12 protein-coding genes are annotated in these 11,563 nt (G+C 38.2%); 10 read left to right on the top strand and 2 right to left on the bottom strand.

Features of this window, described 5'->3' with window-relative positions; translation table 11 throughout:
- Positions 1 to 45 precede the first annotated feature (45 nt).
- The 7 genes from A6754_RS14670 to A6754_RS23020 all read left to right on the top strand — a co-directional run bounded on the left by A6754_RS14670 (position 46) and on the right by A6754_RS23020 (position 6,406).
- Complete coding sequence (locus tag A6754_RS14670; protein ID WP_066447159.1) at positions 46 to 306, top strand: hypothetical protein; 261 nt, start codon at positions 46 to 48, stop codon at positions 304 to 306.
- Positions 307 to 611: 305 nt separating this feature from the next.
- Positions 612 to 878 (top strand): phosphocarrier protein HPr, encoded by a 267-nt coding sequence (locus A6754_RS14665; protein WP_066447158.1) that lies wholly within the window; start codon positions 612 to 614, stop codon positions 876 to 878.
- On the top strand, positions 878 to 2,593 hold the full coding sequence (gene ptsP / locus A6754_RS14660; protein ID WP_066447156.1) for a phosphoenolpyruvate--protein phosphotransferase: 1,716 nt from the start codon (positions 878 to 880) through the stop codon (positions 2,591 to 2,593). Before A6754_RS14665 ends, ptsP begins: the two co-directional genes overlap by 1 nt.
- A 705-nt stretch (positions 2,594 to 3,298) precedes the next feature.
- Positions 3,299 to 4,558, top strand: coding sequence for a group II intron reverse transcriptase/maturase (ltrA, locus tag A6754_RS14655; protein WP_066442364.1), 1,260 nt, complete (start codon positions 3,299 to 3,301; stop codon positions 4,556 to 4,558).
- 175 nt (positions 4,559 to 4,733) lie between these two features.
- Positions 4,734 to 5,192 carry a hypothetical protein gene (locus A6754_RS14650; RefSeq protein WP_066447154.1) on the top strand — a complete coding sequence of 153 codons (459 nt, stop codon included), beginning with the start codon at positions 4,734 to 4,736 and terminating at the stop codon, positions 5,190 to 5,192.
- A gap of 81 nt (positions 5,193 to 5,273) precedes the next feature.
- Positions 5,274 to 6,158 (top strand): NAD(P)-dependent oxidoreductase, encoded by an 885-nt coding sequence (locus tag A6754_RS14645; RefSeq protein WP_257297965.1) that lies wholly within the window; start codon positions 5,274 to 5,276, stop codon positions 6,156 to 6,158.
- A gap of 71 nt (positions 6,159 to 6,229) precedes the next feature.
- Entirely contained in the window at positions 6,230 to 6,406 is a 177-nt protein-coding gene (locus tag A6754_RS23020) for a hypothetical protein (RefSeq protein WP_180320231.1), read from the top strand.
- Positions 6,407 to 6,434: 28 nt separating this feature from the next.
- Here A6754_RS23020 and A6754_RS14640 read toward each other — a convergent pair whose 3' ends face one another.
- Both A6754_RS14640 and A6754_RS14635 read right to left on the bottom strand, forming a co-directional pair.
- Positions 6,435 to 7,583, bottom strand: coding sequence for an aminotransferase A (locus A6754_RS14640; protein ID WP_066447148.1), 1,149 nt, complete (start codon positions 7,581 to 7,583; stop codon positions 6,435 to 6,437).
- Positions 7,584 to 7,877: 294 nt separating this feature from the next.
- Positions 7,878 to 8,081 (bottom strand): protein YkzT, encoded by a 204-nt coding sequence (locus A6754_RS14635; protein ID WP_066447147.1) that lies wholly within the window; start codon positions 8,079 to 8,081, stop codon positions 7,878 to 7,880.
- 223 nt (positions 8,082 to 8,304) lie between these two features.
- On the opposite strand from A6754_RS14635, the gene A6754_RS14630 reads away from it, so the two are divergent.
- From A6754_RS14630 to A6754_RS14620, 3 genes are all read left to right on the top strand, one after another.
- Positions 8,305 to 8,829 carry an RDD family protein gene (locus A6754_RS14630; RefSeq protein WP_156495805.1) on the top strand — a complete coding sequence of 175 codons (525 nt, stop codon included), beginning with the start codon at positions 8,305 to 8,307 and terminating at the stop codon, positions 8,827 to 8,829.
- A gap of 282 nt (positions 8,830 to 9,111) precedes the next feature.
- Positions 9,112 to 10,428 carry an MFS transporter gene (locus A6754_RS14625; RefSeq protein WP_066447143.1) on the top strand — a complete coding sequence of 439 codons (1,317 nt, stop codon included), beginning with the start codon at positions 9,112 to 9,114 and terminating at the stop codon, positions 10,426 to 10,428.
- Positions 10,429 to 10,650: 222 nt separating this feature from the next.
- Positions 10,651 to 11,556, top strand: coding sequence for a chemotaxis protein (locus A6754_RS14620; protein ID WP_066447141.1), 906 nt, complete (start codon positions 10,651 to 10,653; stop codon positions 11,554 to 11,556).
- Positions 11,557 to 11,563: the final 7 nt, after the last annotated feature.

Here is an 11,563-nt window from a genome sequence, read left to right as displayed (position 1 = left end):
CAAGCCTACATATAATTGTAAAAAAAATGAAAGGCTGGCGATGAAATGAAACGGGAGCTGGAGAAGGCGCTGCGTGTGAAAAGTTTGTCACAGGAGATTATTCAGGAACTGCTTGAAGATCGAATTTCTTACAAAGAAGAAGATTTAAGGCAGGTTATTGAAGTGCTTGCTCGATCAGTAAATGAATTGACCGACTTATATTTGGACCGCAGCTATGATCATGAAGTGGTTTTAAAAGGTACAATCATGAAAATGAGAATAGGACTAAATACTGTAAAGATGAAAAAAGAAATCATTGGAAAATGAAAGCGGTTAACGTAAAAAATCTCTCTGTAAACCTTAAAAAATAAAGCATTTCCATTGTATAAAAAGAGGGGAAATGCTATTCTTTTTTTTGAGGTATAGGTTGTCTGACACTTAAATGTATAGTGATATAAAACTTTGTTTTATCATACATGAATAAAGTTTCTAGGGGAAAAATAAGACAGAGATAGTCTAACAGGCTTGACCGAAAAATCAGCCTGCATAAATATGATTTATTGTCTTATCTATTTAAGTTAGTGAGACAACTCAAATTCACTATTTTTTTATGATAAAGGAGACTGAACAAAATGGTCGAAAAACAATTTAAAGTAATCGCAGATACTGGAATTCACGCACGTCCTGCAACATTGCTTGTACAAGCTGCAAGCAAATTTGATTCTGACATCAACTTAGAATATAAAGGGAAAAAAGTTAATCTTAAATCAATCATGGGTGTTATGTCTTTAGGTGTGGGCCAAGGTGCAGACATCACAATTAGTGCAGCTGGTGCTGATGAGCAAGATGCTTTAAACGCACTAGAAGAAACATTGAAAAAAGAAGGATTGGCTGAATAATGAGCTTTTTACAGGGGATAGCAGCATCAAGCGGTATTGCGATTGCAAAGGCATACCGCTTAGTTGAACCTGATTTGTCTTTTGAGAAAAAGACAGTCAATGATACTGCTGAAGAGATTGCACGTTTTCAATTAGCTCTTTCCACATCTAAGGGTGAATTGGAAGTAATTAGAGATAATGCAAATGTACAGCTTGGTGCAGATAAAGCAGCGATTTTTGATGCTCATTTGCTTGTTTTGAGTGATCCGGAATTAATCTCACCGATTGAAGATAAAATCAGGAGTGAACAAGTGAATGCGGAAGTGGCACTTAAGGAAACTTCTGATATGTTCGTTACAATGTTTGAACAGATGGATAACGAATATATGCAAGAGCGTGCAGCGGATATTCGCGATGTAACCAAACGTGTTCTTGCACATTTGCTTAATGTTAAAATTGTTAATCCAAGCATGATCAGTGAAGAAGCAGTGATTATTGCAGAAGATCTAACACCTTCTGATACGGCTCAGCTTAACCGTGAATTTGTTAAAGGGTTCACAACTGATATCGGCGGAAGAACTTCGCATTCAGCCATTATGGCAAGATCTATGGAGATTCCTGCAGTTGTAGGAACAAAATTCTCAACTAGAGATATTGAGAATGGTGATATTGTTATTGTTGACGGTATTAAAGGGCTTGTACATATCAACCCAACTCCTGAAGTGATCGCTGAGTATGAAAATGAAGCACGCAAATACGAAGAGCAAAAGGCTGAGTGGGCGAAGCTTGTTAATGAAAAGACCGTTTCTGCTGATGGGCATCATGTAGAGCTTGCAGCTAATATTGGCACACCGAAAGATTTAGAAGGTGTTGTGAATAATGGCGGCGAAGCTGTTGGTCTATACCGTACTGAATTCTTATATATGGGCCGGGATAACCTGCCAACTGAAGAAGAACAGTTCGAATCGTATAAAGCCGTTCTAGAAGGCATGAAAGGGAAACCGGTTGTTGTCCGCACATTGGATATCGGCGGTGATAAGGAGCTTCCTTATCTTGATCTGCCGAAGGAAATGAATCCATTCCTTGGATTCCGTGCCATCCGCCTTTGCTTAGAAGAACAAGATATGTTCAGAACGCAGCTGCGCGCACTTCTTCGTGCTAGTTCATATGGAAACTTAAAGATCATGTTCCCAATGATTGCAACTCTTGATGAATTTAGAGACGCTAAAGCGATTCTTTTAGAAGAAAAGGAAAAGCTTGTTTCTGAAGGCGTTAAGATTTCGGATGAGATTGAAATCGGTATTATGGTTGAGATCCCATCAACAGCTGTGATGGCTGAGCAATTTGCTAAGGAAGTTGATTTCTTTAGTATTGGCACAAACGATCTTATTCAATATACAATGGCAGCAGACCGTATGAATGAAAGGGTATCTTACCTGTATCAGCCATACAATCCTGCGATTCTTCGTCTTGTTAAAATGGTCATTGATGCTTCTCATAAAGAAGGTAAATGGACAGGCATGTGCGGAGAAATGGCTGGAGACGAAACAGCTATTCCATTATTATTAGGTTTAGGTCTAGATGAATTTTCAATGAGTGCTACTTCCATTCTTAAAGCCCGTTCGCTTATCAGCAAACTGAACAGAACAGAAATGGAAGCTTTAGCATCTCAAGCTCTGCAGATGAATACCGCTGAAGAAGTTGTTCAAGCTGTTAAAACTGCAACGATGGCTTAAAGAAAAGAAAGTGCCTATTTTTATTAAAAGAAGTTTATGAAAAACAATAAAGGGAATAGAGAGGTAAGCTCTTAGTAAGCTAAGCAAGCTGAAATTTTTCTCATTTTCCCCCCTTTTTAAACTGGCCAACTATTTGGTCAGTTTATTTTTTTTGGTGCGCCCGGCATGGGTGCAATCTATAGGGTGCAAGTCCCGAGCCACGAAGGCAGTAGTAGTGGTTAGCTTAACGCAAGGGTGTCCGCGGCGACGCGGAATCTGAAGGAAGCGAGCGGCAAACCTCCGGTCTGAGGAACACGAACTTCATACAAGGCTAGGTATCATTGGATGAGTTTGCCAGACAAAACAAAGTCCTTACTGCCGAAGGTGGTACAGAGTAAATGGAGCAGATAGATGGAGGGAAAGATTGTACTCTTACCCGGGGAGGTCTGGTTGGTACGCCAAGTACACTTGGTAACCTATCTAGAAATAGATAGCTGAACAACCAGAAGTCAGCAGAGGTCATAGTACCTTACCTACTCGAGACGGTAAGGGAAGGACTGAACAATTAGGAAGAACGAGAACTAGGCATACAATTCCTGTGTAGAAGCAGACAATCCGAAAGGACTTACTTGAAGGAGGAAGTGGTGAATCCACAGGGGACTTCATGAGGGTGGAGCAGGAATAACATAATTAGACTTCTACGTTCACGTCGAAAGGAAATATCACATGTTAATGAATCTGATTCTGTCACGGGAAAACTTAATAGAAGCACTTAAACGTGTGGAGAAGAACAAAGGAAGTCACGGCATAGATGGAATGTCCGTAAAATCCCTACGAAGACATCTCTATGAAAACTGGGACACCCTATGTGACTCTTTAAGGAAGGGTACCTATCAGCCTACCCCAGTCCGTCGAGTCGAAATCCCGAAACCGAACGGTGGAGTAAGATTACTAGGAATACCGACCGTGACAGACCGGTTCATTCAACAGGCAATTGCCCAAGTTTTAACCCCACTTTTTGACCCAATCTTCTCAGAACATAGTTATGGGTTCAGGCCAAGCCGAAGAGGCCATGACGCTGTTCGTAAAGCAAGGGGATACATAAGTGAAGGTTATAGGTGGGTGATTGATATGGACTTGGAGAAGTTCTTTGACAAAGTGAATCATGATAAGTTGATGGGGATATTGGCAAGCAGAATCCAAGACCGATTGGTCTTGAAATTAATACGGAAATATCTCCAAGCAGGAATCATGATAAATGGTGTAGTCTACGATGCAGAAGAAGGAACACCACAAGGAGGCCCCCTGAGCCCTCTTCTTTCGAATATCCTTTTGGATAAGCTTGATAAAGAGTTAGAAAGGAGAGGTCACAAGTTTGTCCGCTACGCCGATGATTGTAATATCTACATGAAATCGAAGAAAGCTGGAGAACGTGTGATGAACTCGATTACATGTTTTATTGAGCAGAAATTAAAGCTCAAAGTGAACAGGGATAAATCAGCGGTTGACCGCCCGTGGAAACGAAAGTTCCTTGGCTTTAGCTTTACGATTAATAAGAAACCGAAGGTTCGAATAGCCAACGAAAGTATTAAAAGGCTTAAAGCTAAAATACGAGAGTTAACCTCCCGTTCCAAATCCATTTCCATGGAAGGTAGAATTGAGAAACTAAATCAATATCTAACGGGATGGTGTGGATATTTTGCATTAGCCGATACACCTAGCAAATTTAAAGAATTTGATGAGTGGATTAGGAGAAGACTTCGTATGATTGAATGGAAACAATGGAAGAATCCGGGGACAAGAGTAAGAAAACTCAAGGGCTTAGGTGTTCCAGACCAAAAGGCATACGAATGGGGAAACTCCAGAAAGAGATATTGGAGAATAGCCTCTAGTCCGGTTCTAAACAAAACCCTCAATAACTCTTATTGGAGTAATCGAGGGCTCAAAAGTCTATATCAAAGATATGAATTTCTACGTCAAACTTAATTGAACCGCCGTATACCGAACGGTACGTACGGTGGTGTGAGAGGTCGGGGGTTAGTCACCCCCTCCTACTCGATTATAAATATTAAAACCGTAAACCTCTTTCAGCATTTTTGCTGTTTGAATGGTTTAAATCCTCCTTTATAAGGACAGTTTATTGAAAAAGGAGGATTTTAACATGAGAAAAATTGGATGGGTATTTACTATTTTGTTAACATCAATGATTCTTATTGCTTGTTCTTTTGGTTCACCGGAATCCATTGTCAATCAGCATGCGGAAGTGATGCTGACAAAAGAGAATGAACTGCAATTTCGCTTTAAAATGAATGAAAAAATGCTTGAAAATAAAGAAATGTACAAAGTGAGAGTGACCATTCATAATCAGGAGCTTGCAGCAGCAATAGGAGAAGAACAAATCATGTACGGAGCAGAAGAAGTGGCATCTGGCCGATTGATTGCTGCTGATGAAGAGAACGGCAATTTTATTTATATGAACCCGCTTCCTCTCTTAAAAGATTTACATGTCTTTGATATAGAAGAGATGATTGTAAACGGCCATGCCATTTCTGTTGAAATGATTTCAGATGAGGAAGTAATCGCCAAAACATATCTAAATCAGTTTTGGTCTCAAATATAATGTATACGTAAAAAGTAATAAGTTCCTTTCAGTTTAAACCCTTCTAGGATAAATGGTAAAATAGAAGAAAAGTATGAAAGGATGAAAAAGTTGAAAAACATTGAAAATACAGTGATTGGCTTTATCGGAACAGGAGTAATGGGAAGCAGCATGGCAGGACATTTGTTAAAAGCCGGATATCCATTAATTGTTTATACAAGATCCAAGGAGAAAGCAGAATCACTTTTAGAAAAGGGAGCAGAATGGGCAGAAACGCCTAAAGATCTTGCTCAGAAAGCAAACGTGATTATTACGATTGTTGGCTATCCGCATGATGTGGAAGAAGTCTATCTAGGTGAAAATGGGTTAATTCCGAATGGCAAGCAGGATACATACTTAATTGATATGACAACATCAACACCCTCTTTAGCAGAGCGTATCTTCCAGGAAGCCGAAGCAAAGGGAATGAAGGCGATTGATGCCCCAGTATCTGGCGGAGACATAGGGGCAAAGGAAGCAAGGCTGACCATTATGGCTGGCGGTAAAGAAGAAGACTTTGATGAAGTAAAGCCGATTTTTGAATTAATGGGTCAGAATATTGTTTATCAAGGTCCAGCAGGTTCGGGGCAGCATACAAAAATGTGTAATCAGATTGCCATTGCATCCAACATGATTGGTGTGAGTGAAGCCATTGTTTATGCTGAAAAAGCTGGCTTGAACCCAGAACAAGTTTTAAAGAGTATTTCAGCAGGTGCTGCCGGCAGCTGGTCATTATCGAACCTGGCTCCTCGTATGACGAAAGGTGATTTTGAACCTGGCTTTTATATCAAGCATTTTATTAAGGACATAAATATTGCCTTGGAAGAAGCTGAGAGCATGAGCATGATGACACCAGGATTGTCCTTAGCTAAAAAAATGTATGCCGAGCTTGCTGAAAAGGGAGAAGAAAATAGCGGTACACAAGCGTTATATAAATACTGGCAATAAGTTATTTTAGGTATTTAAGAACCTCTACAGGCCTAAAATAAGATGATCAACAAAAGAGGAGGTTCTTAATAATGGTGAAAAAAGCCAGCAAAAATAGACCAGATCAGAAAAATAAAAAAGGCTTCGATTCAGCTGTTACAGATACGGAATTTGCTCATGAATTAGGAAGTGCTGCTGCTAATAAGGAGCACCACAATAAAGCAAAGAAAGAGAAAGCAGCTAAAAATAACGGGAAATTCAAAGGATAATAAAAAAAACTGCCAATTGGCAGTTTTTTTAAATTGCTTTTAAGTAATTTTCAATTCGATCTAACCCTGTTTTTAAGGTTTCTAATGAATAGGCGAAAGAAATCCTAATATACCCTTCTCCATAGGAGGAAAAGGCGCTGCCTGGCACTGTTGCAACACCGGCTTTTTCAACAAGATCCAGCGCAAAATCAAATGAGTTAAGAGAAACAGCAGGAATTTTAATAAAGAAGTAAAATGCACCGTCAGGCTTTACCACATCCAGACCCATATCCTGTAGCCGGCTGTAAACATAATCTCTGCGCTCTTCATATTGTATTCTCATTGGAAGTGCATCATCTTTGCCAGCTGTTAACGCTTCAAGTGCAGCCATCTGTGAAATAGAGGTTGCGCAAGTTGCATTATACTGATGAACCTTAAGGATATGCCTGCAGATGGATGCTGGAGCAAACAGCAAGCCTATTCTCCAGCCTGTCATAGAGTGTGATTTGGATAAGCCATTAATAATAATGGTCTGCTCTTTTAAAATAGTGCCAACCGAGAAATGTTCTTTTCCATAAACAAGCTCACTGTAGATTTCATCGGCAAGAATAAAAATATCCTTTCCCCGTACAAGTTCAGCAATTTCGGTCAGTTCTTCTTTTGTTAAGCTGACTCCTGTTGGATTGGATGGATATGGGAGAACGATACAGCGTGTTTTGTCGCTGATATGTTCTCTAATTAAGTCAGCTGTGAATCGGAACTGATTTTTTGTTATATCGGCATAGACGGGAACAGCCCCGCATAATTTAACGATTGGTTCATACCCAGGATATACTGGACCTGGTAAAATAACCTCGCATCCCTCTTCCAGGATTGTTCGGAATGTAATATCAATCGCTTCACTCGCTCCGATTGTAACGATTACTTCATCTTCAGGCTGATAGGATAATTGGTATTTCTCTTTCACAAAAGCACTAGCTGCTTTTCGCACCCTCAAGTCACCAGCATTATGAGTATATGTAGTAAAGTTATCTTCAATCGCTTGTTTCCCAGCTGCTTTTACATGATCTGGAGTTGGAAAGTCAGGCTGGCCAATCGTTAAAGATACCATATCTTTTGTATCGGCCACTAAATTAAAGAATTTTCTAATCCCTGAAATTTCGATTTCTTTTACCTTTTGATTGATCAAATGTTCCAATGATTTCACCTCACGCTTAATTAATGATATTTTAACGCAGTTTATCTGACAGTGAAAGCAAATAAAGAATAATTGTGCAGTTTTAGCCAAACTGCTATTAGGATAAAAGGAAAATTGCATTTTACAGGAGTTGTTAGAAGAAGAAGGTTATCCAGAATTGGCGGGAGGATTTCTGATAAAGTGTATAACAGTAGCATTTTAAAGTTACATGGAGTGTTTAATTGTTCATTTTATGTAAAAAACCTGATGAGACACTTCACCAGGCTGAGCTTTATCTATTAAATTGATCTTTATTTAATAACCATAATCCCAATCTACTTCATCTTCATGCCAAAGAGCTGGGGATATGGTTCCGTAATTAATCATCTTATTTTCAATTTTTGTATTGCAATTTTCACATCCGCATTGTTTCTTTATGTCTTCATATACTGATTGATCAACATCTTCAATAATCGTTACTGACTGGTCCACACGGTAAAGGATTGCTGTTCCTTTCATTGGTCCAATACACCTCTTTACTTATATTAAGGTTAAAGCTTTAACCTTAACTTCATTGTATGTCTGCACTGAATGTAAGTCTATAATATTGTGAGTAAGTTCACATAATTATCATACTTTTGAATGAGATTTTTGACATTGAAAAACATTGAAATCATGTAAGATTACCCTTAACATATATAATGTAATAATAATGGTAAACTTTCGAATGGAGGAAATTGATTTGAATGCAACTCTAGAAAAAGAAAATCTGCACACTCATCCTGAATTTGCTGGTTTCTGGATACGTTTCGCAGCTTATCTCATTGACAGTTTAATAGTAGGCATCCCGCTAGCGATGCTTGGAATTGTGATATTTATGCTTTCACTTGGCACATCTGATGCCGTTATGATATTGCTGAACGATCCATATATCGAGACGTTAACAGCAGAACAGGAAATGGATCTCGTTATTCGTTATATTGTGTCTTTGTTTGCAATCATCGCTATTTCATATATTGTATCAATTGCCTACTTTGCTGGTCTGCATGCTTCTAAATGGCAGGGAACAGTTGGGAAAAAGCTTCTTGGACTAAAGGTTAGTGATATACAAGGCAGAAAAATTTCATTCTGGAGAGCCTTAGGGCGTTATGCGGCTATGAGTTTTCTGTCTGGTATTTTACTGATCGGATATATAATCGCTGCTTTTACAGAGAAAAAGCAAGCATTGCATGACCTCATTGCAGGCACCGTTGTTTTAAAAAAATAGAAATTCTTTTATCGTTGAAAGCTGTCTGTTAATGATGCAGTACAGCTTTCATTTTTTTATTTACAATATAACATAAGAAAATTTACGTAAACGATATATTTATTTAAAAGGGTATATGCTCTTTTTATGGAATATATATGGTAGAAAAGGAGGGTGACATCATAATCATTACCACTGATAAGATGAATCCGCTAAGATTCAGAAATATTAGCCGGTGAAGAGAAATGTACTTATACATAGTTAAGAATATACAATTTATAAATTCAGAGGGGAGCTTTACGAATGGGTGCAGAAAAAGCAGTTCAGGATAAACAACAGCATAGCTCATGGAAGCTGTATTTAACGCTGCCGATTATTTCGTGGGCATTATACGATTTCGCGAATACTATTTTTTCATCTAATATCAATACAATTTTCTTTCCGTTCTACCTGCAGGAGGTTGTGGGAGAAAACGAGGTTTTAGATCAAATAGCCAGTACTTTTATTTCTTATTCTAATGCAGTCGCCAGTTTCTTTCTGGTCATATTTTCACCGCTCTTTGGGGTGATGATTGACCGAACAGGCAAAAAGAGAAAATATGTCATTATATTTACTTTAATATCAGTAGCTGCAACCTTCTTAATGGGCGTCTTTGCAAGCTCGCAAATTGAAGGAAGTGTTTGGGGACTGCCACTTAGCTTAGCGCTCGTTGTTGTCAGTTTTGTCATAGCTAAATTCTTCTTCCATTCCAGCTTGGTTTTTTACGACACAATGATCTCAGATCTTGGCGAGAAGAAAGATATTCCTTTAATTTCAGGATTTGGAGTAGCGGTCGGGTATATTGGTACGTTAATAGGATTAACGGTTTATTTATATGTCGGAGATAGCGATTTTCATCGGGCATTCATTCCTACTGCCATCTTATTCTTATTGTTTTCATTGCCATTATTCTTTTTTGTAAAAGATAAGCCGATTCCAGTAAAAGATGTAAAGAAAGCTTCATTTGTATCAGGGTACAAAGAAATTTATAAAACATTTAAGGAAATGAAGGCGCATAAGGCGATTTTTACGTTTATGATTGCATACTTCTTCTTAAATGATGCGATTTCAACAACGATCGCAATGATGGCTGTATATGCAAAAGCCATTATCGGCTTTTCGACTGGACAGTTCATTTTGCTCTATTTAGTTTCAACGGTTTCCAGTATTATTGGATCTTTTATTTTTGGCTATGTTACAAAAGCAAAGGGATCTTATCAATCAGTAAAGTATGTTGGGATTATCCTTCTAATTGCATTGATCATTGGAACTTTTGCTGTCAATGAGCCGATGTTCTGGATCGCAGGAAGTATGTTTGGTGTTGCTTTAGGTTCTATGTGGGTAACGACAAGATCGTATATAGTTGAACTGACACCTGAAAACAAAAGAGGCCAGTTTTTTGGATTATTTGCTTTTTCGGGAAAAGTATCTTCAATTGTTGGTCCATTCTTATACGGAACGATTACTTTAGTGTTTGCTGACTATGGAGATATTGCCAGCAGACTTGCGCTGGGCTCACTCATTATTTTGACGGTTATAGGATTAATTGTTCACTCAAGAATTAAACAAGAAGCTGTTTAAGCAGGCGTTTATCGCCTGCTTTATTTTATGCTTTCCTAAAATTCGTACTTGTATTTGCCAGCGATCATGGCTTTCTTTATTAGTGGTGGTTATTGGGAATCATTTCTTCCAAAAAAATTAATAAAAGTGAAGTACTATTCATGGTATATTAATAGGTATAAATATTTAAATCATAAGTACTACTACACTCATACATTAATACTCAGGAAGGGCGATTGAGCCATGGATCAAACAAAAGGCATTTTATTAGAAAGCGGAACGAATGAATTGGAAATCGTTGAATTTTCAGTTGGAAAAAATAAATTTGGAATTAACGTAATTAAAGTAAAGGAGATTATTAACCCAGCACCCATTATTCCAATTCCTCATGCACATCAGAATGTAGAAGGAATTATTGAGCTGAGGGGAGAAGTGCTGCCTGTCGTAAATGTTGAAAAGGCATTAGGTCTGCCAGCTTCTGATCATCCTGAAACTGATAAATTTATTGTAACCGAATTTAATAAGCAAAAAATTGTGTTTCATGTTCACAATGTAACGCAAATACACCGGATATCCTGGAATCAAATTGAGAAGCCTTCTGATATGTATCAGGGCAGCAACAGTCCAATCATAGGGGTTATAAAGCTAAATGGAGAAATGGTTTTACTGTTGGATTTTGAAAAAATTGTTACTGAAATTAATCCTGAATCAGGCATCAATATTCAAAGAGTTCAAAAGCTCGGCAAACGTGAGCGTTCAGATAAAAAGCTGATTGTTGCTGAGGATTCCCCTCTATTGCGTAATTTATTACACGATACGTTAAAAGAAGCTGGTTTTGATCAAGTCGAATTCTTTGAAAATGGACAAGATGCTTTTCGTTACCTAGAGTCAATTACTGCTGCAGGCAAAAAAATAGAAGATGAGGTTCAGCTGGTTATTACGGACATTGAAATGCCGCAAATGGATGGTCACCATCTAACAAGAAGAATTAAAGAGGACTCCAAGCTGTCTAAGCTTCCTGTTGTCATTTTTTCTTCTCTTATTACAGATGATCTTCGTCATAAAGGGCAAATGGTTGGAGCGGATGCTCAAGTCAGCAAACCTGAAATTGCCGAGCTGGTTTTATTAATTGATAAGCATGCATTGTAATACGGTG

It is taken from the genome of Cytobacillus gottheilii, assembly GCF_001636345.1.
GTDB classification, from domain to species: Bacteria; Bacillota; Bacilli; order Bacillales; family Cytobacillaceae; genus Cytobacillus; species Cytobacillus gottheilii.
The sequence above is the reverse complement of the archived record's forward strand: the minus strand, read 5'-3'. Positions and strand labels throughout refer to the sequence as shown.

Bases quoted from the DNA above. Each gene is read 5' to 3' on its own strand.
- A6754_RS14670 (WP_066447159.1), top strand. From the start codon at position 46: ATGAAACGGGAGCTGGAGAAGGCGCTGCGTGTGAAAAGTTTGTCACAG.
- ltrA (WP_066442364.1), top strand. From the start codon at position 3,299: ATGTTAATGAATCTGATTCTGTCACGGGAAAACTTAATAGAAGCACTT.
- A6754_RS14650 (WP_066447154.1), top strand. From the start codon at position 4,734: ATGAGAAAAATTGGATGGGTATTTACTATTTTGTTAACATCAATGATT.
- A6754_RS14625 (WP_066447143.1), top strand. From the start codon at position 9,112: ATGGGTGCAGAAAAAGCAGTTCAGGATAAACAACAGCATAGCTCATGG.
- ptsP (WP_066447156.1), top strand. From the start codon at position 878: ATGAGCTTTTTACAGGGGATAGCAGCATCAAGCGGTATTGCGATTGCA.
- A6754_RS14645 (WP_257297965.1), top strand. From the start codon at position 5,274: ATGAAAAAGTTGAAAAACATTGAAAATACAGTGATTGGCTTTATCGGA.
- A6754_RS14665 (WP_066447158.1), top strand. From the start codon at position 612: ATGGTCGAAAAACAATTTAAAGTAATCGCAGATACTGGAATTCACGCA.
- A6754_RS14620 (WP_066447141.1), top strand. From the start codon at position 10,651: ATGGATCAAACAAAAGGCATTTTATTAGAAAGCGGAACGAATGAATTG.
- A6754_RS14635 (WP_066447147.1), bottom strand. From the start codon at position 8,081: ATGAAAGGAACAGCAATCCTTTACCGTGTGGACCAGTCAGTAACGATT.
- A6754_RS23020 (WP_180320231.1), top strand. From the start codon at position 6,230: ATGGTGAAAAAAGCCAGCAAAAATAGACCAGATCAGAAAAATAAAAAA.